Below are 23,108 nucleotides of genomic sequence, written 5' to 3'. Positions count from 1 at the left end.
CCGGAACAGTCCGCGACGGGGCCGGGCAGACGGCAGCGCGGGAGGAGGCGGAACGCGGATGACGACGTACGGCGGCGGAGCGAAGCTCAACGCGGCCGTACGGGGACTGTCACAGGGAACCCATGCGCAGCACCGTACGCACGGCCGTCCCCCACCCGCAAAGCATTAACGGGGAGGGGGAAGAGATGGGAGGGGTGCGGGGAGGGGGCGAGGGCTCTCCCCAACTACCGCTCACTGGCGCCGATTTGAGGGCGGATCGCACGCGGTCGCTGGTGGTCTTTCGGGGACAGCTCGCGCGCGTGGTGGTGTGGCCGCTGCCTCAGACCGCATGCAGGCCGTGGGCGGTGAAGTGCTCGCGGGCGGTGGCCACCTGGTCCGGAGTGGGGGACGGGGTGTCGTGGAGGGTGAAGTTCATGTCGAGGGCCTGCCACTTGGCCTCGCCCAGCTTGTGGAAGGGAAGGACGTCGACGCGGGACACATTGCCGAGTGAGGCGGCGAAGGAGGCGACGCCCTCGATGTTGGAGGGGGCGTCCGTGAGACCCGGCACCAGAACGAAGCGGACATGGACCTCCTTGCCGAGGTCCGCGAGACGCCGCGCGAAGTCCAGCGTGGGCTGCAACGGCCGGCCCGTGACCTCGCGGTACGTCTCGCGGTCCCAGGACTTGATGTCGAGGAGCACCAGGTCCACGTCGCGCAGCAGCGCGTCGGTGGCCCGGGTGCCGAGGAAACCGGAGGTGTCCAGGGCGGTGTGCAGGCCGAGTTCGTGCTTGTAGCGGTGCAGTAGTTCACCGGCGAACACGGGCTGGAGCAGCGGTTCGCCGCCGCTGACGGTGGCGCCGCCGCCCGCCGCGCGGATGAAGGTCGTGTACTTCGCGGCCTCGGCGACCACGTCGTCGGCGGTGGTGCGCTTGCCGTTGCGCATCCGCCAGGTGTCGGGGTTGTGACAGTACAGGCAGGTCAGCGGACAGCCCGAGAGGAAGGTGACGAAGCGCGTGCCCGGCCCGTCGACGCCGGTCGACAGGTCCCAGGAGTGCACCGACCCGACGATCGGCCGACGGGTGGCCGCCCCGGCGAGCGTGCTGGCGTCCTCGTCGCGGTCGGCGTGCGCCGGGCGGCCGACGGGGATCTCGGAGCTGAGCAGAACGGCCATGGCAGGACCTTCCTGGACTGGGACCGGCTGGGATTGAGGGAGGGGTTGGGCGGAGGTGGGGGTGGGTGGGCGAGGGGGGTGGGGGGGAGGGGGAGCCCCCCCACCCCCGCGTCCTCAAAGCGCCCCGTGGAACGTCCGGTTGATGACGTCCAGCTGCTGTTCGCGGGTGAGGCGGACGAAGTTGACGGCGTAGCCGGAGACCCGGATGGTCAGCTGGGGGTAGTTCTCCGGGTGCCGCATGGCGTCTTCCAGGGTGGCCTTGTCGAGGACGTTGACGTTCATGTGGAAGCCGTCGCTGGCCATGAAGCCGTCGAGGACGCCGGACAGGTTGTCGATGCGCTCCTGCGGGGTGCGGCCGAGCGCGTCGGGGGTGATGGTGTTGGTGAGCGAGATGCCGTCCTCGGCGTCGTCGTAGGGCAGCTTGGCGACGGACAGGGCGGAGGCGATGTAGCCGTGCTCGTCGCGGCCGTTCATGGGGTTGGCACCGGGCGCGAACGGGGTGCCGGCGCGGCGCCCGTCGGGGGTGTTGCCGGTCTTCTTGCCGTAGACGACGTTGGAGGTGATGGTCAGCACGGACTGGGTGTGGACGGCGTCGCGGTAGGTGGGGTGCTTGCGCACCTTCTCCATGAAGTCGTGCACGATCTTGGTGGCCAGTTCGTCGGCGCGGTCGTCGTTGTTGCCGTACGCCGGGTAGTCGCCCTCGATCTCGTAGTCGACGGCGAGGCCGGTCTCGTCGCGGACCACCTTGACCTTGGCGTGCTTGATGGCGGACAGCGAGTCGGCGGCGACCGAGAGCCCCGCGATGCCGCAGGCCATGGTGCGCAGGATCTGCTGGTCGTGCAGCGCCATCTCGATGCGCTCGTAGGCGTACTTGTCGTGCATGTAGTGGATGACGTTGAGGGCGTGGACGTACGTCTTGGCGAGCCAGTCCAGCATGGCGTCGTACTGGGCGGCGACGCTCTCGTAGTCGAGGTACTCGCCCTCGATGGGGGTGAAGCCCTCGACGACGAGCTTTCCGCTCTTCTCGTCGCGGCCGCCGTTGATGGCGTAGAGCAGGGCCTTGGCGACGTTGACGCGGGCGCCGAAGAACTGCATCTGCTTGCCGGTGGCCATGGCCGAGACGCAGCAGGCGATGGCGGTGTCGTCACCGTACTTGGGGCGCATCAGCTCGTCGGACTCGAACTGGATGGCCGAGGTGTCGATGGCGACCTTGGCGGCGAAGTCCTTGAATCCGGCGGGGAGTCGGCTGGACCAGAAGACGGTGAGGTTCGGTTCGGGCGCGGGGCCGAGGTTGTAGAGGGTCTGCAGGGCGCGGAAGGTCGTGCGGGAGACGAGGGGGCGGCCGTCTTCGCCGATGCCGGCCATGGACCAGGTGACCCAGGTGGGGTCGCCGGAGTACAGCTCGTTGTATTCGGGGGTGCGCAGGAAGCGGACGATGCGGAGCTTGATGACGAAGTCGTCGATGAACTCCTGGGCCTGCTCCTCGGTGAGGAGTCCGGCGTCGATGTCGCGCTGGAGGTAGATGTCGAGGAAGTTGTCGATGCGGCCGATCGACATGGCCGCGCCGTTCTGCTCCTTCACGGCGGCGAGGTAGGCGAAGTAGAGCCACTGGACGGCTTCGCGGCCGGTGGTGGCGGGGCCGGAGATGTCGTAGCCGTAGGCGAGGGCCATGGCCTTGAGTTCGTTCAGGGCCTTGATCTGCTCGGAGATCTCCTCGCGGTCGCGGATGACCGTTTCCGTGGCCCATGCCTCGCCGAGGCGCGCCTTGTCGGCCTCCTTGGCCTGGATGAGGCGGTCGACGCCGTACAGGGCGACGCGCCGGTAGTCGCCGATGATGCGGCCGCGTCCGTAGGCGTCGGGCAGGCCGGTGATGATGCCGGAGGAGCGGCAGGCGCGGATCTCGGGGGTGTACGCGTCGAAGACGCCTTCGTTGTGGGTCTTGCGGAGGTGGGTGTAGACCTCGCGCACCTCGGGGTCGGCTTCGTAGCCGTAGGCGTTGAGGGCGCCTTCGACCATGCGCCAGCCGCCGTTGGGCATGATGGCGCGCTTGAGGGGGGCGTCGGTCTGGAGGCCCACGATGAGGTCGCTGTGGTCGGCGGCGGTGCCGTCGATGTAGCCGGGGCGGAAGGCGTCGATGCGGGACGGGGTCTTCACGTCCACGTCGTGGATGCCCTGCTCGATCTCCTGCGGGAACATCGACAGGAGCTTGTTCCACACGGCGGTGGTGCGCCGGGTGGGGCCGGTGAGGAAGTCGGCGCCACCCTCGTACGGCGTGTAGTTCTGCTGGACGAAGTCGCGGACGTCGATGGCGTCGCGCCACAGTCCGCCCTTGAAGCCGTCCCAGGCTCCGCCGTTCTTCGTTGCCTCTGCAGGAGTCGCGGTCATGGCAGACACCCTTCCGAATCACCGTTGGTGTGGCACTTCGGCCGTGGAGCCGGGGCTCTCTTGGCCTGTTCCCATTCCACTCCTTTTGATCGATCAGAGGGGTCGGCATAGGTCACCAGAATCGGGCCGGAAGTCCCGCCCCCTCCCTCCCATCACTCTTGACGACGCCCTTGACCTGCATTTTTCTCCGGGACCTTGGCCCCTAGTTCACTTGTGAATGCATTCACAAGAATTTCTCCACCCTGGGCCGGATTTCCGTCACAGACACCGAAAGGGCCCGCGCAGCCGGTTCGATCCGACGCGCGGGCCCTTTTCCCCGGAACGGTTCCGGCCTAGCTCGGGGCCTCCGCCGACGTGCGGGCGTAGTACCACCAGGCGAGCACGACGCTGCTGGCGTAGAAGGCCACGAAGCCCCACATCGCGCTGGTCACCGCGAAGTTGGCGAACATCGCCGGGATGAAGAAGAAGCCGTACGCGGCGATCGCGGAGGTGAAGCCGGTGACCGCGCCCGCCTCCATCTCGGCCTGCTTGAGCGCCTTGGCGTACTCCGGCGTGCCCTCGGCCAGCCCCTTCAGGTGCTGGTTGCGGAAGATCACCGGGATCTGCCGGAAGGTGGAGCCGTTGCCGACGCCGGAGAAGAAGAACGCGGCCAGGAAGCAGCCGAAGAAGCCGTAGAAGTTGCCCGAACCGCCGCCCGCCGGAAGGAAGTTGATGACGCCGATGATCGCGAGCGCCATGCCGACGAACGAGATGATGGTGACCCGCGCGCCGCCGAGCTTGTCGGCGATCCAGCCGCCCGCCCAGCGGGCCAGCGCGCCGAGCGCCGGGCCCATCCAGGCGTAGGTGGCCACCGAGTAGGCCGGGAAGGTCGTCTTGATGAGCAGCGGCAGGGCGGCGGCGAAGCCGATGAAGGAGCCGAAGGTGCCGACGTACAGCCAGGTCATCAGCCAGGTGTGCTTGCGGCGGAAGATCACCTTCTGCTTGCTGAACGGGGTGGCGGCCACCTTCAGGTCGTTCTGGCCGAACCAGGCGATCAGCGCGAGGACGATGAGGACCGGGACCCACAGGAACGCGGCGTTCTGCAGGTAGACCGGGGTGCCGTCCTTCTTGTGCTGGGCGGTGCCGATCGCGATGGTCGAGAAGGTGATCACGATCGGGGTGAGCAGCTGGACGACGGAGACGCCGAGGTTGCCGAGCCCGCCGTTGATGCCGGTGGCGTTGCCCTTCTCCTTCTTCGGGAAGAAGAAGCCGATGTTGGCGAGCGAGGAGGCGAAGTTGGCGCCGCCGATGCCGCACAGCGCCGCGATGATCACCATGACGCCGTACGGGGTCGAGGTGTCCTGGATGGCGATGCCGAGCCAGATCAGCGGCACGATCAGCACGACCGTCGACAGCGCGGTGAAGCGGCGCTGGCCGATCATCGGGCCGAGGAAGGTGTAGAAGATGCGGGCGGTGCCGCCGGTCAGGCCGGGGATGGCGGTGAGCCAGAACAGCTGCGAGGTGGAGAAGGAGAAGCCGACGTCCTTGAGGTTCGTCGCGGTGACGGACCACACCTGCCAGACCACGAAGGCGACGAGCAGGGCGGGGACGGCGATCCACAGGTTCCGGGTGGCGACCTTGCGGCCGACCGAACGCCAGAAGACCTCGTTCTCCGGCTCCCATGCGGTGATGGTGCGGCCGGGCCGGTAGTCCTCGGGGTCGTACGAGACGGGGGCGTCGGGGCCTGCCGGGGGCCGGGTGGACGGCTGGAGCGCGGAACTCATGGTGCTTCCCAGGGGGTTGAGACGAGTCCTGACATATCCACGGTGCGTCGCCGGCCGGGGTGGGGGTGAGAGGCGAATGCCATGACTGCGGGCTGCCGTTGGTCCCGGTGGGGCCGCCGTACGGCCCTTCCTGCGGATCAGGGCCGGGGTCCCGGCGGGGCCGCCGCACGGCGCCGGGACCGCTCAGAAGCGGGTGGCGGGGAGGTCGGCGAGGTCGACGACCGGGAGGCTGACGTCCGGGTCGTCGAGGCACTGGCCGGTGCGCAGGTCGAAGTCCTGCTTGTGCATGGGCGAGGTGACCACGGGGACGCCGTCGCGGGTGCCCATGATGCCGCCCGCGATGACGTCGGCGCCGGAGAACGGGTCGCGGTTGGAGACCGCGTACACCTCTCCGGTGCGGGACTTGAACAGGGCTGCCTCGCCGCCGTCGGGGAGCCGGGCGGGGCGGCCGCGGCCGGGCTCCAGGTCATCGAGGGCGCCGAAGTCGACGCGCCCGAAGCGGTCGAGGGCGGCGGGGTCGGCGAGGACGGCCTGCCATTCGTCCTGGTAGGCGGCGACGTGGCGGTCCATCTGCGCTTCTAGCTCGGCGCAGATCCCGAGGGAGTCTTCGAGGAGTACGTCCTTGAGGTGCTCCAGGCCGCCGTCGATGCGCTCGATCCAGGCGGCGGTGCGCTCCAGGCGTTCGGCGGTGCGCACGTAGTACATGAGGAAGCGGTCGACGGTCCGCAGGAGTTCGGCCGTCGACAGGTCGCGGGCGAGCAGGTCGGCGTGGCGGGGCCGAGCGCCGCCGTTGCCGCAGACGTACAGGTTCCAGCCGCTCGCCGTCGCGATGACGCCGATGTCCTTGCCGCGCGCCTCGGCGCATTCGCGCAGGCACCCGGAGACGCCGCCCTTGAACTTGTGCGGGGTGCGCAGCCCCCGGTAGCGGGTCTCCAGATCGATGGCGAGCTGGATGGAGTCGCCCTGTCCGAAGCGGCAGAACCGGGCGCCCACACAGGACTTGACGGCCCGCAGCGACTTTCCGTACGCCTGCCCGGACTCGAAGCCCGCCGCGCCGAGGCGGCGCCAGATGTCGGGGAGCTGGTCGGCGCGGGCGCCGAAGAGACCGATGCGCTGGGCTCCGGTGATCTTGGTGTAGAGGCCGTAGTCGCGGGCGACCTCGCCGAGCACGATGACCTGCTCGGGGGTGACCTCGCCGCCGGGGACGCGCGGGATGACGGAGTAGGTGCCGTCCTTCTGGAGGTTGGCGAGGAAGAGGTCGTTGGAGTCCTGGAGGGCGGCCTGCTCGCCGTCGAGGACGTGCCCGATGCCGAGCTCGGGGGCGAGCGTGCCGAGCACGTTGCCGACGACGGGCTTGCACACCGCGCATCCCTCGCCGCCGCGCCCGTGGCGCGCCATCAACTCGCCGAAGGAGCGGATGCGTTGGTCCTTGACGACACCGTAGATCTCGGAGCGGGACAGCGCGAAGTGCTCGCAGATCCCCTGCGGCCCGGTCACCCCCGACGCGGCGAGCTCGGTGTCGAGGACGGCCTGGAGCGCGCCGGTGCAGCCGCCGCAGCCGCTGCCGGCCTTGGTGCAGCGCTTGACGCCGCCGAGGTCGGTTAGCCCGTGCTCGGCGACGGCGGAGCGCACCTGGCCCTTGGTGACGTTGTGGCAGGAGCAGACGACGGCGTCGTCCGGCAGCGCGTCGGCGCCGGGCGCGTCCCCGCCGCCCGGGGCGATGAACACGGCCGCCGGGGCGGGCAGTTGGCGTCCGGTGTGCGGCTTGAGGGAGCCGTACGCGTCGGCGTCGCCGACCAGGATGCCGCCGAGGAGGCGCCCGTCGGGGCCGAGGAGCAGCTTCTTGTAGACGCCCTTGCGCCCGTCGGAGAAGAGCACCTCGACGGCGCCGCTCTCGGAGGTGGCGAAGGGGTCGCCGAAGGAGGCGACGTCGGCGCCCATCAGCTTCAGTTTGGTGGAGGTGTCGGCGCCGGTGAAGGTGAGCGCGCCGTCGCCCGCCAGGCGCTCGGCGACGGTCTCGGCCATCTGATAGCCGGGGGCGACCAGGCCGTAGACCCGGCCGTCGGCGGTCTGGGCGCACTCGCCGATGGCGTAGATGTACGGGTCGGTGGTGCGGCAGTACGCGTCCACGGCCACGCCGCCCCGGTCGCCGACGGCGAGCCCGCAGGTCCGGGCGAGCCGGTCGCGGGGGCGTACTCCGGCGGAGAAGACCACGACGTCGGCGTCGATGCGGCGGCCGTCGCCGAGGCGGAGCCCGCGCACCCGGCCCGCGTCGTCGAGCTCGACCTCGTGGGCCCCGACACCGGTGTGCACGGCCACGCCCATGGACTCGATGGTGGTGCGCAGGGCGGCCGCGCCGCCGTCGTCGACCTGGAGCGGCATGAGGCGCGGCGCGAACTCGACGACGTGGGTCCGCAGCCCGAGCGTGCGCAGCGCGCCCGCCGCCTCCAGGCCGAGCAGCCCGCCTCCGATGACGACGCCGCCGCCGCGGGCACCCTCGCGGACGTAGCCGGTGAGCTGTTCGACGTCGTAGAGGGTGCGGTAGGTGAAGCAGCCGGTGGCGTCGGCGCCGGGGATGGGCGGCACGAAGGGGTAGGAGCCGGTGGCGAGGACGAGGGCGTCGTAGGGGACGACAGCGCCGGAGGTGGTGGTGACGGTGCGGGCCGCGGGGTCGACGGACTCGGCGGGGTCGCCGAGCCGCAGGTCGATGCCGTGCGTCCGGAGGAACGCGTCGTCCGTGAGGGCGAGTTGTTCGGGCGTGGCCCCGGTGAAGGCGGACGAGAGGTGGACGCGGTCGTAGGCGGGGACGTCCTCCTCGGCGAGCACCGTGACGTGCCAGCCGGGGCCGCCGGGCCGGGCGAAGGCCCCGCGTTCGGCGAGGGACTCCAGGAGGCGGTGGCCGACCATGCCGTGGCCGATCAGCACGAGGTTCTGCGCGGGCTGCGACATGGCTTCGCTCCGGGGCTGGGGGGTGCTACCCCTTCGACGCTAGTCCGGCCGGGCCCGCCGCGGCCCCCGAAAAAGCCCTGCCCGCCAGGGCCTTGCGGCCCCCGGGGCCGGGCACTTGGACCCGCCCCGGGCTTCGGCTAGGCCGGGGGGTTGAGCTTGCGGAAGTAGGTCCAGCTGGTCTCGTTCGGCTCGCTCCACTTCTCCGGGGCCTGCGCGAACTCCGGGTGGTGGTCCGCTATGTAGGCGCGGGTGCGCTCGGGAACCTCGGCGTAGGAGCCGAGCTTGCGGCCCCGGCAGTGGTAGGTGAGCCCGCCGGGCCGCTGCCCGCGCGCCATCCAGGGAAGCCACGGGGACATCCGGGTCCACGACATGCTGGCCGGGACACCGGCCGCCGGGCCCGCCAGATCGGCGCGGTCGACGAAGAACTGGAAGAGTTCCAGGGCCTTGTACGTGTCGCCCGCCGAGTGCAGCGGATACTCGGCCACCGGGAGCGGCGACGGGTAGGCGAGCGGGATCTCCAGGCTGAAGCAGACCTGCCCGCCGAGCTCGGTCGTCGGGATCGGGAAGGGGCGCCACTTCTGGTTGGCGGGGTCGTTCCAGATGTGCACGACGGGCAGGCCCTGCCAGGTCTCCAGGATCTCGCGGGTGCCCGGGTCCAGGTAGAAGGCGGCTTCCCGGGTGAGCAGCTGATAGGCGTCCGGCCCGGCCTCCTCGTCCCGCACCAGACGGGCGACGTTGACCCCCTCGAAACCGAAGAGACGCCGGTAGGGCTCGTCGGGGGCCCAGGAGTACACGTCCCCGGACCACCAGTAGGTGACCTCCTCCCCGTCGAGGGAGGCACGGGTGCGGGCGAAGTCGCGGAGCAGCGCGGCGTGTGTGGTCATGGACACCACTCTGCGGGTCGGGGCCCCTGCGGGAAACCCCGCGGGGCCCGGCGGCGGCATGGTCAGGCGGACGCTTCCAGGGCGGCGCGCCAGGCGGGGCTGTCGCAGTAGTGGTTGTCGAACCGCTCGGCGGACTCGGCGATCTCCTTCGGGTCGGCCTCGCCGCGCATGACCCGGCCGAGCAGGCGCAGGTAGTCGAAGCGTCCCACCCCCCGACGCGGCGGGGCGTCGGGGGGCGGCCGCGCCTGGGGGGTGTCGCTGTCGGGGGGCCTGGTGCCCCCGACTCCCCGTTTGCCCGCGCCCCGTGGCGGGCCGCCCGCGCAGTTCCCCGCGCACCTTTGCTTGCCCTCGCGCCCAGGCGCCCGCGCCCCGGATCCCCCTCCGTCCGTCCACCGTGCGTGGCTCGTCGCGCAGTTCCCTCCCCGGGGCACCCTGGCCCGCATGTGTCCGTCCACCGTGCGTGGTTACTCGCGCAGTTCCCCGCGCCCCTGGGTTCCCTTTGCCTGGCTCCGTGCGGAGTTGTCCGCGCCCCTGTGGGGGGCCGGCAGGGGAATCCTTGGCCTGTCATGGGGTCCCCTCCTGGCCCCTGAGGTCTTGGGGGAGATCGAGGACGAGCACCCTCGAGGCGCGAGGGGGGTCTGGGGCGGAGCCCCAGGTCACGCCTCCGGAGGTCACGCGGCGGAACCGCAGGGTGTTACCGCGGGGTGGGGGGATCAGTGCTGCGGCGAGGGCGACTCCGTGCGCTGCCGGTTCAGGGTCCAGCCGACCGCGACGGTCAGCGCGGCCACACCTCCGGCGAGCGGCACCGCCCCCCGCCCCGCGAACGTGCACCCCAGAATCACCAACGCCGAGACCGGCAACGCCAGTTGCTGAGCGAGCCCCCGCTTGAAGTGCCGCGCGTGCAGCAGCCACACCGTCAGCATGAACAGCGCCGCCGGGACCGTCACCGCCGCCGCGGCCGCCGCCGTCGAGATGTGGGCCTTGCCGACCGTCTGCTCGACCGCGACCTCCATGCCCGCCCCGATCGCCGCCGCCGAAGCCAGCACCACGTAGTGGCCGTAACCCCACACGAAACCCTGCCGGTTGGAGGTCAGGTGGTCGTGGATGGGGACCGCGAAGTAGATCCACCAGGCGGCGAACACGATGAGCAGCCCGCCCGCCGCCAGCGGCAGCAGGTCGCCGAGCTCGTCGTGCTCGTCGAGGGCCTCCTGTACGGCGATGGTGGCGGCCGACACCGTCTCGCCGAGCACGATGAGCGTGAACAGGCCGTACCGCTCGGCGATGTGGTGCGGATGCCAGGTGGTGGTGTGGCGGTGCTCGGCGATCATCGGTACGGACAGTTCGGCGAGGGCGAGCAGGGGGAAGGCCCAGGGGCGGGTGGAGTCGGGGACGAACAGCATGCCGATCCAGCCGAGCTGGCAGACCACGAGCCCGGCCGCGTACCGCAGGCACACCTGGCGTTCGGCCGGGTTCTCGCTGGTCATCGCCGCCCGCAGCCACTGGCTGGTGAGCGCGAGCCGCATCACGATGTAGCCGATGACGCTGATCGTGAAGTCCCCGTCGTCGAACGCGCGCGGCACTCCCGCGGCGAGGATCAGCACGCCGGTGATCTGGACGAGGGTCACCACCCGGTACAGGGCGTCGTCGGTGTCGTATGCCGAGGCGAACCATGTGAAGTTCATCCACGCCCACCAGATGGCGAAGAACACCGCCGCGTATCCGGCGAGGCCCGGCCCCACGTGCCCCTCCGCGAGGGCGTGGACGAGCCGGGCGCCCGCCTGGGCGACGGCGACGACGAAGCAGAGGTCGAAGAACAGTTCCAGCGGGGTGGAGGCGCGGTGCGCCTCGTGGCGGCTGCGTGCGGTCATGCGTGGCATGCGCACAGCACAGCAGACCGGCCGGTGGGCTAAGCCGCCAACACTTCAGGGTGTACGGATTCGTACCGGTTCAGCACAAGGCGCGCGAGGAGGGGGTGGTCGGCGATCGGCGCGGACACGGCGTGCACACCGGGGGTCGCCTCAAGGGCGCGGGTGAACCGGCCGGGCGCGAGCAGGTGGGCGGCGAGGGTGATCCGCCGGAATCCGGCGGCGCGGAGGTGCCCGACCCGCTCCGGGACGGTGGGGGACGCGGCGGCGCAGTACGCGTCGAGTACGGGGATGTCGGGATGCGCGGCGCTCAACTCCCGTACCACGGCCCCGGTTCCGTCGATTCCGTGCGGCCTGGTGGATCCGGCGCCCGCCACGACGATCGCGTCCCCGGGGCCACCGGCCGCGAGCAGCCGCTCGTGCACGGCGCGGGCCACGTCCGGCTCGCCCGCGAGCCCGTCGGTGACGGTGCAGCGGTGGCGGCGGGCGACGGAGGGGATGTCCACGTGGCGGTGGTAGCCGTCGCCCAGGAGCAGGGGGACGACGATGGCGCCGGGGTTCCTGGCGAGGACGTCGGCGAGCGTCGGGCGCTGGACGTCCAGGTGCGCCACGAGGGTGGGGACCGGCAGCGTCCTCACGAGGCGGGCGATCGTCTCGCCCGCCTCGGGGGCGGAGCTGCCGTGCACGGCGAGCACCAGCATCGTGGCCTCCCGGGGTGGGGGTGGGTGCCGGGGTGGTGTCGTGGCACCCCGGCACCCTCACGCTAGCCCGGTCCGGACGGGTCAGGACGCCGCCAAAGTCCCCTGACGGGGAGCCATTGGACACCTCCCGCAGCTTCAATCCGCCCCGACCCCCTGAGGGGCTCCGCCCCCGCACCCCCCTTCGCGCCTGAACGGCGCTCGTCCTCAATCTCCCCCAAGGCCTTAAGGGCCAGGGGGGACCCCCATGACGGGCTGGGTATGCCTGTGCTGGCCAGCATGGTGCTGTTGGGGCGCGAGGAACTGCGCGAGCAGCGGGCACGGCCCGCAGACCGAAGGGGGCTGAGGGGGCACGCAGGCACCCCGCGAGGACCGACACCCCCAGGGGCGCGAGGAACTGCGCGAGCAACCACCCGCGACCCGCACAAGAAAAGGGGGTTAGGGGCGCGGGGAACTGCGCGACCAGCCACCCTCGACCCGCAGGCCGAAGAGGGCCGGAGGGCGAACTCGGGCACCCCGCGAGGACCGACATACCCAGGGGCGCGGGGAACTGCGCGACCAGCCACCCTCGGCCCGCAGAGGAAAGGGGGCTCAGGGGCGCGAGGAACTGCGCGAACAGCCGCCCTCGTCCCGCAGGCCGAAACGGCCCACGCGGGGAACGGCGCGAACCGTAAACCGCAGCGACAACCGCCGCCCGCAAGCGGGGCCGAGGAGCAGCCACCCCAACCCAACCCCCACCCCCACCCCCAACCCCCGTGGTAGGGATGGGCCATGAATGACTCCCTCACCGACGTGCCCGGCTTCCGAGTCGGCCACGCCGCCGTTACCGGCCCCGGCGCCCTCAGCGGCACCACCGTCGTGCTCGCCCCGCCCGGCGGCGCCGTCGCGGGGGTCGCGGTGCGCGGGGGCGGGCCCGGCACCCGGGAGACCGACGCCCTCGACCCGAAGAACGTCGTCGAGCGCATCGACGCGGTGGTGCTGACCGGCGGCAGCGCGTACGGGCTCGACGCGGCGAGCGGCGTGATGGCCTGGCTGGAGGAGCAGCGGCGCGGCGTGCGGGTGGGGCCCGAGCCGCACCACGTGGTGCCGGTGGTGCCCGCGGCCTGCGTGTTCGACCTGGGCCGCGGCGGCGACTGGCGGGCCAGGCCCGACGCCGAGGTGGGCCGGGCTGCGGCCGAGGCGGCCGGCGCCGCCCGGGTGGAGGTCGCGGAGGGCAACGTGGGGGCCGGGACCGGCGCGGTGGTCGGCGGCGTGAAGGGCGGGGTCGGCACGGCGAGCGTGCGGCTCGCGTCGGGGGTCACGGTGGCCGCCCTGGCCGTCGTCAACGCCGCCGGGTCGGCCATCGACCCGCACAACGGGGTGCTGTACGGGGAGTACGGATCGGCCGGCCCGCTCCAAGTACCGTCCCGCGCACGCCACTTGGCCGCCGCCGCCCGGCTCGCCGAGGCCGGAGCGGGGTCCGGGCTCCCGCCGCTCAACACGACCCTCGCCGTGGTGGCGACCGACGCGCGGCTCACCCGGCCGCAGGCGCAGAAGCTCGCCGGGACCTCGCACGACGGCCTGGCCCGCGCCATCCGGCCCGTCCACCTGATGCACGACGGCGACACGGTGTTCGCCCTGGCGACCGGAACCCACGGAGCCGCCAACTCCCCCGCACCAGCCGGAACCCACTCTTCCGATACGCCCGGCGCCCTCACCCCCGAGGAGTTCAACTTCGTTCTCGCCGCCGGGGCGGACGTCGTCGCGCGGGCGATCGTGCGGGGCATGCGGGCCGCGGCGAGCGTCGACGGGCCGGGGGGAAGTTTCCCCGCTTACGGGGATTTGTACGGCAGTTGAGGGCCAGAAACCCCCTGTTTGTGACCGGCGTCACAGCCCACTGTCGCAACCGTTGACCCATTTGGGTTCTCTATGCCCGTACTGGATTCATTTCGCAGTACATCACACATACATGGAGCAGCCCGTGACACCGCCGGCGTCGGACATCGCAGCGCACCCCCAGCAGTTCAGCACCCCGCGCCCCGCGCGTCCGCTCGCCCGGCGTCGTGTCCGGCTGATCGCGGGAGCGGCGGGCCTCCTGGTCGGCGCGCTCGCGCTGACCGCCTGCGGCGGCGACGCGAAGGCGAACGACGACGCCAAGGACGGCAAGGGCACCGACGCCGCGGCCGCCAAGGACGCCTCCACGCTGAAGATCACCATCTCGGCGAAGAACGGCTCCACCAACGCCTCCATCAACGACGTCACCGTCAAGGCCGAGGGCGGCAAGCTCTCCGACGTGACGATGACCGAGGTGCAGGGCGGCAAGGCCGTGCCCGGCACGCTCGCGGCCGACGGGCTCTCCTGGAAGCCGACCGGCAAGGTCGAGCGCGGCACCCAGTACAAGATCACCGCCAACGGCAAGGACGACAAGGGCCGGCCCGCGACGGAGAACTCGCAGTTCTCCACCGTCTCGGCCAAGGACAGCTTCATCGCCAACTACACCCCCGACGACGGCTCCACGGTCGGTGTCGGCATGCCGGTGTCCTTCAACTTCAACAAGGCGATCACCAACAAGAAGGACGTCCTCTCGCACATCACGGTGACCAGCAGCAGCGGCCAGCAGGTCGTCGGCCACTGGTTCGGCTCGGACCGCCTGGACTTCCGTCCCCAGGACTACTGGAAGGCCGGGTCCAAGGTCACGATGAAGATCGACCTGGACAAGGTGGAGGGCTCGAAGGGCGTCTACGGCGTGCAGTCGAAGGAAGTCACCTTCACCATCGGCCGCAACCAGGTCTCCACCGTGGACGTGAAGACGCAGGAGATGACCGTCCAGCAGGACGGCAAGACCATCAAGACGATCCCGGTCTCCACCGGCAGCTCCGAACACCCCACCTACAACGGGCAGATGGTGATCTCGGAGAAGTTCACGCAGACCCGCATGAACGGCGACAGCGTGGGCTTCGGCGGTGAGTACGACATCAAGGACGTGCCGCACGCGATGCGCCTGTCCCAGTCGGGCACCTTCATCCACGGCAACTACTGGTACAAGGGCGACCCGTTCGGCAACGACGGCACCAGCCACGGCTGCGTCGGCATGAAGGACGTCCAGGGCGCTGCCGGGGACACTCCGGCCAAGTGGATGTTCGACCACAGCCTGATCGGTGACGTCGTCGTGGTGAAGGGCTCGCCGGACAAGACCATCGCCCCCGAGAACGGCCTCAACGGCTGGAACATGCCGTGGTCGCAGTGGACGGCGGACTCCACCTCCTGACCAACTCCCTTTCATCCAGCGCCACTTGACCGGCCGGTACCTCCTTCGCGAGGTGCCGGCCGGAAAAGTTTCGGCCATCCCCGCTGCGCGATCCGCCCTCAGGGGCTACGTTGAGCACCTTCTACGTGACCAACAGCGACGGCCAGGAGAAGCCTTGGTGCTCCATGTGCCCCACCCGCTCGACGGCGAGCGCGGCCCCGGCGACGGCTCGGCCCAGGAACAGCTGGCCGCACTCCTGGGGCGGGCCCTGAACTCCTTCGACCTGCCGGACGAGCTCGTCGAGCGCCTCGATCTCGCGATGGCGCACACCACGTCCCTGCACTCCTCCCTGCACACCTCTGCGGCGGGGCCGGGCGGCCACCGCCTGAGCCGCGAGACGTACCGGCACTCCTATCTGCTCCTGGACGGCTCCACGGTCACCCTGTGGGAGCTGGCCCACCACGACGGCCGCGAGTACGCGCACGAGGTGTACGGATCCGAGGAGGACGCCCGCATCGCCGCCGTCCGGCTGCGCCGCAAGGCCCTGCCGACCGAGCCGGCCCCCGGCCCCGAGGAGGAACTGGGCGCGCTGGAAGCGGAGTTGAGCGGCTACGGGGGCGGCGTCGGGGGTCCGTTCCAGGACGTCGACGACTGCTGGGAGGCCGGGCTCGGCCCGGACACCCTGGCGGAGCACCGCGCCGCACCGCCCGCCCCGGGCCCGTACGCCCCTGAGGACGCGGCGGACCACGCGCGCCGGCTGCTGCGCCGCGCCGAGAACCCGGACCGGCCGGGCGAGCGCACCGCGCTGCGGCTGCGGTCCGCGCACGCCCACCGGATCACCCAGGCGTTCGGCAGCCACTGCCGCCCGGCGGGCCGGGACGCCGCGTTCACGCTGTACGAGCACGCGTTTCGGCTGCTCGACGGCGGCGAGGTGAGCCTGTGGGAGGTCGAGCACACGGCGACCCCGGACGGGCGCCACATGTGCGAGGTCTACGCGACCGAGCAGGCGGCCCGGACGGCCATGGAGCGCCGGGCCCACGTGAGTTGAGGGCCGCGCAAGCCGACCCCCTGGGAAGGGGGCGGTCGGCTCAGGGCGCGCACACGCCGAAGGCGCGCGTCAGGAGCTGCGCGGATCGAGCTGGCGGATCAGGCCGGCGAACGCGTCCCGCTCGGCCTCGGTGAGCGCCACGGCCTCCCGGGCGGGCGGCCCCGCCTGGCGGCCCACCGCCCGCAGGGGGCGCATGGCGCGCCACTCGGCGCGGTCGGCGCGCTCCCGGCGCAGGACGCGGACCAGTCCGACGACCCAGGCGACACTCGCCGCAGCGAGGACGGAGAGGCCTATCTGCTGAATGATCGTGATGTTCTGAGCCACGCGCCCCAGTAGACAACACCGGCCGGGACTTGCGGCAGGGTGTGCCGGGACTTTGGTCCTCAAGTGGTACATGTCACGTCATGGCGGCCGAAGACGCCCGGCCCCGTGGCAGGGGCCGGGCGTACCGGTGGGGAGGCGCTCAGGCGGCGACGGCCACCTTCGCCCCGTCGAGGTCCTCGGCGCCCGCCTCGGCCTCGGGCCGCTGCTTGCGCAGGCCCTTGAGGAGGACGACCAGCGCCGCGCTCACGGCGGTGCCCGCGGCGATGGCCAGGAGGTACAGGAAGGCGTTGCCGATCAGCGGGACCACGAAGATCCCGCCGTGCGGCGCCCGCAGGGTGCAGCCGAAGGCCATCGACAGGGCGCCGGTGACCGCGCCGCCCGCCATCGCCGAGGGGATGACCCGCAGCGGGTCGGCCGCGGCAAACGGGATCGCGCCCTCGGTGACGAACGAGGCGCCGAGCACCCAGGCCGCCTTGCCGTTCTCGCGCTCGGCGCGGGTGAACAGGCGGCCCCGTACGGTCGTGGCCAGGGCCATCGCCAGCGGCGGGACCATGCCCGCGGCCATCACGGCCGCCATCACCTTGAAGCTGCCGTCGCTCCCGTCGGCAAGCCCGCCGATCGCGAAGGTGTACGCCACCTTGTTGAGCGGGCCGCCCAGGTCGAAGCACATCATCAGGCCCAGGACCACACCGAGGACGATCACGTTCGCGCCGGAGAGGCCGTTGAGCCAACTGGTCAGCGCGGACTGGAGCTTGGAGATCGGCTCGCCGACGACCAGGAACATCAGGAAGCCGACGACCGCCGAGGAGATCAGCGGGATCACCACCACGGGCATGATGCCGCGCAGCGGTGCCGGGATCCTGGCCTTCTGGACCGCCATGACCACGGCGCCCGCGATCAGGCCCGCCGCGAGACCGCCGAGGAAGCCCGCCTTGATGTCGAGGGCGATCGCGCCGCCGACGAACCCGGGCACCAGGCCCGGCCGGTCGGCCATTCCGTACGCGATGTAGCCCGCCAGGACCGGGACGAGGAACTTGAAGGCGACGCCGCCGATCTGGAAGAGCAGCGCGGCCCAGCTGGTGGCGTCGGTCCAGACGAAGTGCTCCATGACGGAGGGCGCCTCGCTGACCTTGTAGCCGCCGAGGGCGAAGCCGAGGGCGATGAGCAGGCCGCCCGCGGCGACGAACGGGACCATGTAACTGACGCCGGACATCAGCCACTTGCGGAGCATGGTGCCGTAGCCCTCGCCCGGTTCACCGCCCGCCTCGACGGGGGTCGGGCGGGCGCCCGGCTCGGTGATCTCGCCGCGGGCGGCCTTGTCGCGCACCTCGGCGATCAGCTCGGCGGGACGGTTGACGCCCGCCTTCACGCCGACGTCCACGGTGGGCTTCCCGGTGAAGCGCTCCTTGTCCCGTACGGGCACGTCGTGCGCGAGGATCACGCCGTCGGCGGCGGCGATGACGGCCGGGTCCAGGCGGGTGAACCCGGACGAGCCCTGCGTCTCGACGGTGATCTCGACGCCCTCGGCCCGCCCGGCCCGCTCCAGGGACTCCGCCGCCATGTAGGTGTGGGCGATGCCGGTGGGGCAGGAGGTGACCGCCACGATCCGGAACGGCCCGGCCGCGGGGTCGGCCGCGGGCTCCTCGGTGACGGGCTCCGGCTCCCCGGCCCCCTCCGGCTCCCCCGCCTCCTCGCCGCGGATCAGCGCGGCCGCCCGCGCGGGGGTGGCCGCGGCCCGCAGCGCGGCGGTGAACTCGGCGTCCATCAGCTGCCGGGCCAGGCTCGACAGGATGGACAGGTGGGCGTCGTCCGCGCCCGCCGGGGCCGCGATGAGGAAGATCAGGTCGGCCGGGCCGTCCGGCGCCCCGAAGTCGATCCCGGCGGCGCTGCGTCCGAAGGCCAGGGTCGGCTCGGTGACGTGGGCGCTGCGGCAGTGCGGGATGCCGATGCCGCCGTCGAGCCCGGTCGGCATCTGGGCCTCGCGGGCGGCCACGTCGGCGAGGAAGCCGTCGAGGTCGGTGACGCGGCCGAGCGCGACCATCCGCTCGGCGAGCGAACGTGCGGCGGCTTCCTTGGAGTCGGCGGCCAGGTCGAGTTCGAGGTCGACCAGTTCCGCGGTGATCATCTGGCTCATCGCGGGCTCCTTTGCGGGCGGTGAGGGGCGGACGGGGCGGGGATCATGACGCCGGTTCCGTCAGGGTCCGGTCCAGCGGGACTGTGTCGGTGACGGTGACGGCCGCCGGGTCGAGGTCGCCGGGCGTGGGCATCACGCTGCCGGGCAGCTGGACGGCGGCCGCTCCGTGCGCGACGGCGGCGGCGAGCGCCGCGGGGCCTTCGCCGCCCGCCGCGAGGAACCCGGCGAGCGAGGCGTCCCCGGCCCCGACGTTGCTGCGTACGGTCGCGACGGGCGCCGAGGCGAAGTACGTCCCGGAGGCGGTGACCAGGAGCTGGCCGTCCGCGCCGAGGCTGGCCAGGACGGCGCCCGCCCCCAACTCCCGCACTTCCTCGGCCGCCTTGACGGCGTCGCCGACGGTGGCGAGGGGGCGGCCGACCGCTTGGGCGAGTTCCTCGGCGTTGGGCTTGACCACGTCGGGGCGCTCGCGCAGCGCGGCGAGGAGGGAGGGGCCCGAGGTGTCGAGGGCGACCTTGGCCCCGGCGGCGTGGGCACGCGCGACGAGGTCCGCGTACCACTGGGGGGCGAGCCCGCGCGGCAGGCTGCCGCAGCAGGCGATCCAGTCGGCCCGACCGGAGTGCTCGCGCACGGTGTCGAGCAGCGACTCGCCCTCGGCGGCGGTCAGTTCGGGCCCCGGCGCGTTGATCTTCGTCAGGGTGCCGTCGGGTTCGGCGACCGCGATGTTGGACCGGGTGTGGCCCGCGACGGTGACGGGGGCCACCTCGATGCCCTCGGCGCGGAGCAGCTCGGCGACCAGCGCGCCGGGTGCGCCGCCGAGCGGCATGACGGCCACCGTGCGGTGTCCGGCGGCGGCGACGGCGCGCGAGACGTTGACGCCCTTGCCGCCGGGGTCCACCCGCTCGCCGGTCGCGCGCAGCACCTCGCCCCGTACGAGGCCGGGGACCTCGTAGGTGCGGTCGAGGCTGGGGTTGGGGGTGACGGTGAGGATGTTCATACGGTGATCACGTCCGTGCCCGCGGCCTCGATGGCGGCGCGGTCGTCGGGGGCGAGCCCGGCGTCGGTGACGAGGACGTCGACGTCGGCCATGTCGCCGAAGCGGGCGAAGTGTTCCTGGCCGTGCTTGGCGGAGTCGGCGAGCAGCACCACCCGCCGGGCGGCGCCGATCGCGGCGCGCTTGACGGCGGCCTCGGCCAGGTCGGGGGTGGTGAGGCCGTGGGCGGCGGAGAAGCCGTTGGTGCCGAGGAAGACGACGTCGGCGCGGATCTCGCCGTAGGCGCGCAGCGCCCAGGCGTCCACGGCGGCCCGGGTGCGGTGCCGGACCCGGCCGCCCACGAGGTGGAGGTCGATGGCGGGGTGGTCGGCGAGCCGGGCGGCGACGGGCAGGGCGTGGGTGACGAGGGTCAGCCCGCTCTCCAGGGGAAGGACGGCGGCGAGCCGGGCGATGGTCGACCCGGCATCCAGGATGACGCTGCCCTCGGCGGGCAGTTCGGCGAGGGCGGCCCGTGCGATGCGGTCCTTCTCGTCGGCGGCGGTGGACTCCCGCTCGGCGAGGTCAGGCTCGAAGTCGAGCCGCCCGGCCGGGATGGCCCCGCCGTGCACGCGGCGCACGAGCCCGGCCCGGTCGAGCGCCTTCAGATCGCGCCGTACGGTCTCGGCGGTGACCTGGAAGGCCTCGGCGAGCGAGAGCACGTCCACGCGCCCGCTCTCCCGCGCGATCCGCAGGATCTCCTGCTGCCGCTCCGGTGCATACATGTCTGTTTACGTCCGTTTCCCTGCCCGTACCTGTGGTTACCCCGCCAGAGTACGACCAGGAATCGGCCATGTAAATCGATTCGGACATTCATCGGACACAAACAGACTTAGGTCCCGCCCCACCCAGGCCAAAGCCACCGATCCGGGCAAGCAAGGGCCCTGGCAGGGGCGCGAGGAACTGCGCGAGAAGCGACCACGACCCGCGGGCGAGATCGGGGTTCAGGGGCGCAGCCCCCGGAGCGGGGCCAAAACGGCCGATGGCCCGCACCCTAGAAAGGTGCGGGCCATCGAACCACGCGAGACCGGGGCGGCCCAGGGTCAGCCGACCGGCTCAGCCTCCCTGGCGAGGTCGAGCAGCTCGGCCTCGCCAGCCGCACCCTCCACCTGCTGCCGCGCCCGCGCCGGCAGCGCGAACATGACCAGGAAGATCACCACGAGGACCCCGGCCACGTACCAGAGCGAGTGCTGGAAGCCGTCCACGAACTCCTGGTTCAGCTGCGGCGGCACCACGTCGTCGCCGATCGAGCCGAAGAAGACGACGGAGACGAGGCCGAGGCCCAGCGCGTTGCCCATCTGCTGCACGGTGTTGATGAGCCCGGACGCCGAGCCGGAGTGCTCCTTGGGGACCTCCGAGAGCACCGCGTCGGTGAGCGGGGCGACGATGAGCCCCATGCCGAGGCCCATCACGACCAGCGGGAGCGCCATCTGCCAGGAGGCGATGGCCATGCCGTAGCGGTCGGCCTCCCAGATGTAGATGAGCAGCCCGGCCGCCATCGTCAGGGCGCCCGCCTGGAGGACCTTGCGGCCGAAGCGCGGCACCAGCTTCTGCACGGACATGCCGGCCGCCACCGAGACCGCGATCGAGAACGGCACGCCGGTCAGGCCCGCGCGCAGGGCGCTCCAGCCGAGGCCTGTCTGCATGTAGAGCGTCCACACCAGGAAGAAGATGCCGAGGCCGACGCCGAAGGTGGCCTGGACGGCGATGCCCGCAGCGAAGCTCTTCACCTTGAACAGCGACAGCTCGATGAGCGGGGAGCCGTCGCGGCGCGCCTTCATCCGCTCGTACGCGACCAGACCGGCGAAGACCAGGACGCTGCCCGCCATCGACAGGTAGCCCCACAGCGGCCAGCCGAGCTCGCGGCCGCGGGTCAGCGGGTAGAGCAGCATGAGCAGGCCGAGCGTCACCAGGACCACGCCGACGAGGTCGAGGCGGAGTGCCTTGGGGGCCTTGGACTCGCTGATGAACTTGGTGCCGAGGACCAGGCCCGCGATGCCGACCGGCAGGTTGATCAGGAAGATCGGACGCCATTCCAGACCGAACAGGTTCCACTCGGTGAGCAGCGCGCCGAGCAGCGGTCCGGAGACCGCGCCGAGCCCGACGACCGCGCCGAACAGGCCGAAGACCTTGCCGCGCTCGTGCGCGGGGAAGGTGGCGTGGACGATCGAGAGGACCTGCGGCACCATCATGGCGGCCATGGCGCCCTGGAGGATGCGGGAGGCGACCAGCATCTCGGGGTTGGCGGCGAAGCCGCACAGCGCGGAGGCGAGCGTGAAGCCGCCGATGCCGAGCAGGAAGAGCTTCTTGCGGCCGTGGATGTCGCCGAGGCGGCCGCCGGTGATCAGGCCCGCGGCGAACGCGAGCGCGTAGCCGGCGGTTATCCACTGGATCGAGGAGAAGGTCGCCCCGGTGTCCTTCTGGATGGACGGTATGGCGATGTTGACGATCGTGACGTCGACCAGGTCCATGAAGGCCGCGGTCATCACGATGGCCAGGGCGAACCACCGGCGGCGGTCTGCTGCGGCCGTGGCCGCGGACTCTGGGGTGCTACTGGTCGTGGTGGAGGTCATGGGAAGAAAGTTAGACCCCCTATAGGTCAGGGTGTGTCCTCTTTGGCGGGGCATCCTGGACGGCATGACCGACACTCCGGCACGGCTGCTGCAACTGCTCTCCCTGCTCCAGACCCCGCGCGAGTGGCCCGGCGGGGAGCTCGCCGACCGGCTCGGGGTCTCCCGGCGCACGGTCCGGCGCGACATCGACCGGCTGCGCGAGCTCGGCTATCCGGTCCAGGCGGCGCGCGGCGCCGACGGCGGCTACCGGCTGGTCGCGGGCAAGGCGATGCCCCCGCTGGTCCTGGACGACGAGGAGGCGGTGGCCATCGCGGTGGGGCTGCGCGCGGGCGCGGGCCATGCCGTGGACGGGGTGGACGAGGCCTCGGTGCGGGCCCTCGCCAAACTGGAGCAGGTGCTGCCCGCGCGCCTGCGCCACCGGGTCGCGAGCCTCCAGGCGGCCACGATGCCGCTGTCCGGTCCCTGGCGCGGGGACGGCGCGACGGTGGACCCGCGCACCCTGACCACGCTGGCCTCGGCCGTCACCGGCCAGGAACGGCTCCGCTTCGGCTACGTATCCGGCGACGGCACGGCCACCAAGCGCCTGGTCGAGCCGTACCGCCTGGTGTCGACGGGGCGCCGGTGGTACCTGGTGGCGTACGACGTGGAGCGCGGCGACTGGCGTACGTTCCGGGTCGACCGGGTCGCCGAGCCGTTCGCGACCGGGGCCCGGTTCGCGCCGCGCGAGCTGCCCGAGGCGAACGCGGCGGAGTTCGTGCGCACCTCCATGAACCGGCTCCAGCCCGTTCTGGACGTCGACGTCACCTTCGAGGCACCGGCCGACTTCGTGACCGCCCGGCTGCCCGCCTCGCTCGGCGCGCCCGAGCCGCTGGACGCCGGGCGCTGCCGGCTGCGCACCTCGTGCACGGACTCGCTGGAGTGGGTGGCGCTGCGGCTCGCCCTGGTGGACTGCGAGTTCACCGTCAACGGGCCGCAGGCGATGACGAGTTACCTGCACGAGCTGGGCGAGCGCCTCACCCGGGCGACCTCCGGCGGCCCCGGGGAATGAGGGGAATGAGAGGGGCCCCGACACCAGGGGGGGA

Annotated in this window: 16 protein-coding genes and 1 pseudogene; 4 read left to right on the top strand and 13 right to left on the bottom strand. The window is 72.0% G+C overall.

The genetic code is table 11. From position 1 onward, the window contains the following. Positions 1-319: 319 nt before the first annotated feature. The 8 genes and pseudogenes from pflA to DT019_RS25295 form a co-directional block, all read right to left on the bottom strand. Positions 320-1,150, bottom strand: coding sequence for a pyruvate formate-lyase-activating protein (pflA, locus tag DT019_RS25330; protein ID WP_114039219.1), 831 nt, complete (start codon positions 1,148-1,150; stop codon positions 320-322). Positions 1,151-1,264: 114 nt separating this feature from the next. Then, entirely contained in the window at positions 1,265-3,535 is a 2,271-nt protein-coding gene (pflB, locus tag DT019_RS25325; RefSeq protein WP_114039218.1) for a formate C-acetyltransferase, read from the bottom strand. A gap of 332 nt (positions 3,536-3,867) precedes the next feature. Next, a complete protein-coding gene (locus DT019_RS25320) occupies positions 3,868-5,298 on the bottom strand; it encodes a NarK family nitrate/nitrite MFS transporter (RefSeq protein ID WP_114039217.1) in 1,431 nt (476 codons plus the stop codon). A gap of 183 nt (positions 5,299-5,481) precedes the next feature. Continuing rightward, positions 5,482-8,247 carry a nitrite reductase large subunit NirB gene (gene nirB / locus DT019_RS25315; RefSeq protein ID WP_114039216.1) on the bottom strand — a complete coding sequence of 922 codons (2,766 nt, stop codon included), beginning with the start codon at positions 8,245-8,247 and terminating at the stop codon, positions 5,482-5,484. A 137-nt stretch (positions 8,248-8,384) separates the two neighbouring features. Then, complete coding sequence (locus DT019_RS25310) at positions 8,385-9,131, bottom strand: DUF1838 family protein (RefSeq protein ID WP_114039215.1); 747 nt, start codon at positions 9,129-9,131, stop codon at positions 8,385-8,387. A gap of 62 nt (positions 9,132-9,193) precedes the next feature. Continuing rightward, positions 9,194-9,343 (bottom strand): annotated as a pseudogene (locus DT019_RS25305) (cupin domain-containing protein); the annotation flags it as partial. Between the two features lie 501 nt (positions 9,344-9,844). Further along, entirely contained in the window at positions 9,845-10,999 is a 1,155-nt protein-coding gene (locus tag DT019_RS25300; RefSeq protein WP_411292728.1) for a low temperature requirement protein A, read from the bottom strand. Between the two features lie 38 nt (positions 11,000-11,037). Further along, entirely contained in the window at positions 11,038-11,697 is a 660-nt protein-coding gene (locus DT019_RS25295) for a sirohydrochlorin chelatase (RefSeq protein WP_114039213.1), read from the bottom strand. A 768-nt stretch (positions 11,698-12,465) separates the two neighbouring features. Between DT019_RS25295 and DT019_RS25285 the strand changes: the two genes are divergently transcribed. From DT019_RS25285 to DT019_RS25275, 3 genes are all read left to right on the top strand, one after another. Then, the gene (locus tag DT019_RS25285; protein ID WP_114039212.1) at positions 12,466-13,530 is read left to right on the top strand and encodes a P1 family peptidase; all 1,065 of its coding nucleotides are present in this window, start codon (positions 12,466-12,468) and stop codon (positions 13,528-13,530) included. Positions 13,531-13,642: 112 nt separating this feature from the next. Continuing rightward, entirely contained in the window at positions 13,643-14,941 is a 1,299-nt protein-coding gene (locus DT019_RS25280) for an Ig-like domain-containing protein (protein ID WP_114039211.1), read from the top strand. Positions 14,942-15,107: 166 nt separating this feature from the next. Next, positions 15,108-15,968 (top strand): DUF6227 family protein, encoded by an 861-nt coding sequence (locus DT019_RS25275; RefSeq protein WP_411292733.1) that lies wholly within the window; start codon positions 15,108-15,110, stop codon positions 15,966-15,968. 69 nt (positions 15,969-16,037) lie between these two features. Here the strand turns inward: DT019_RS25275 and DT019_RS25270 are convergent, their stop codons facing one another. The 5 genes from DT019_RS25270 to DT019_RS25250 form a co-directional block, all read right to left on the bottom strand. Beyond that, positions 16,038-16,292, bottom strand: coding sequence for a hypothetical protein (locus tag DT019_RS25270; protein WP_114039210.1), 255 nt, complete (start codon positions 16,290-16,292; stop codon positions 16,038-16,040). A gap of 139 nt (positions 16,293-16,431) precedes the next feature. Next, on the bottom strand, positions 16,432-18,426 hold the full coding sequence (locus DT019_RS25265) for a fructose-specific PTS transporter subunit EIIC (RefSeq protein WP_114039209.1): 1,995 nt from the start codon (positions 18,424-18,426) through the stop codon (positions 16,432-16,434). Between the two features lie 43 nt (positions 18,427-18,469). Further along, entirely contained in the window at positions 18,470-19,420 is a 951-nt protein-coding gene (pfkB, locus tag DT019_RS25260) for a 1-phosphofructokinase (protein WP_114039208.1), read from the bottom strand. Next, positions 19,417-20,178, bottom strand: coding sequence for a DeoR/GlpR family DNA-binding transcription regulator (locus DT019_RS25255; RefSeq protein WP_114039207.1), 762 nt, complete (start codon positions 20,176-20,178; stop codon positions 19,417-19,419). Before DT019_RS25255 ends, pfkB begins: the two co-directional genes overlap by 4 nt. A gap of 318 nt (positions 20,179-20,496) precedes the next feature. Beyond that, positions 20,497-22,026 carry an MFS transporter gene (locus DT019_RS25250; RefSeq protein ID WP_114039206.1) on the bottom strand — a complete coding sequence of 510 codons (1,530 nt, stop codon included), beginning with the start codon at positions 22,024-22,026 and terminating at the stop codon, positions 20,497-20,499. A 64-nt stretch (positions 22,027-22,090) separates the two neighbouring features. Between DT019_RS25250 and DT019_RS25245 the strand changes: the two genes are divergently transcribed. Continuing rightward, complete coding sequence (locus tag DT019_RS25245) at positions 22,091-23,074, top strand: helix-turn-helix transcriptional regulator (protein WP_114039205.1); 984 nt, start codon at positions 22,091-22,093, stop codon at positions 23,072-23,074. Positions 23,075-23,108: the final 34 nt, after the last annotated feature.

The organism is Streptomyces sp. SDr-06, from assembly GCF_003324565.1.
Taxonomy (GTDB): Bacteria; Actinomycetota; Actinomycetes; order Streptomycetales; family Streptomycetaceae; genus Streptomyces.
This window is presented reverse-complemented; position numbering and strand designations above follow the sequence as displayed.

Excerpts from the sequence above, each read along its gene's own strand:
- DT019_RS25245 (WP_114039205.1), top strand. The coding sequence starts at position 22,091 with ATGACCGACACTCCGGCACGGCTGCTGCAACTGCTCTCCCTGCTCCAG.
- DT019_RS25250 (WP_114039206.1), bottom strand. The coding sequence starts at position 22,026 with ATGACCTCCACCACGACCAGTAGCACCCCAGAGTCCGCGGCCACGGCC.
- nirB (WP_114039216.1), bottom strand. The coding sequence starts at position 8,247 with ATGTCGCAGCCCGCGCAGAACCTCGTGCTGATCGGCCACGGCATGGTC.
- pflA (WP_114039219.1), bottom strand. The coding sequence starts at position 1,150 with ATGGCCGTTCTGCTCAGCTCCGAGATCCCCGTCGGCCGCCCGGCGCAC.
- DT019_RS25255 (WP_114039207.1), bottom strand. The coding sequence starts at position 20,178 with ATGTATGCACCGGAGCGGCAGCAGGAGATCCTGCGGATCGCGCGGGAG.
- DT019_RS25280 (WP_114039211.1), top strand. The coding sequence starts at position 13,643 with ATGGAGCAGCCCGTGACACCGCCGGCGTCGGACATCGCAGCGCACCCC.
- pfkB (WP_114039208.1), bottom strand. The coding sequence starts at position 19,420 with ATGAACATCCTCACCGTCACCCCCAACCCCAGCCTCGACCGCACCTAC.
- DT019_RS25300 (WP_411292728.1), bottom strand. The coding sequence starts at position 10,999 with ATGACCGCACGCAGCCGCCACGAGGCGCACCGCGCCTCCACCCCGCTG.
- DT019_RS25295 (WP_114039213.1), bottom strand. The coding sequence starts at position 11,697 with ATGCTGGTGCTCGCCGTGCACGGCAGCTCCGCCCCCGAGGCGGGCGAG.
- DT019_RS25320 (WP_114039217.1), bottom strand. The coding sequence starts at position 5,298 with ATGAGTTCCGCGCTCCAGCCGTCCACCCGGCCCCCGGCAGGCCCCGAC.
- pflB (WP_114039218.1), bottom strand. The coding sequence starts at position 3,535 with ATGACCGCGACTCCTGCAGAGGCAACGAAGAACGGCGGAGCCTGGGAC.
- DT019_RS25285 (WP_114039212.1), top strand. The coding sequence starts at position 12,466 with ATGAATGACTCCCTCACCGACGTGCCCGGCTTCCGAGTCGGCCACGCC.
- DT019_RS25310 (WP_114039215.1), bottom strand. The coding sequence starts at position 9,131 with ATGACCACACACGCCGCGCTGCTCCGCGACTTCGCCCGCACCCGTGCC.
- DT019_RS25265 (WP_114039209.1), bottom strand. The coding sequence starts at position 18,426 with ATGAGCCAGATGATCACCGCGGAACTGGTCGACCTCGAACTCGACCTG.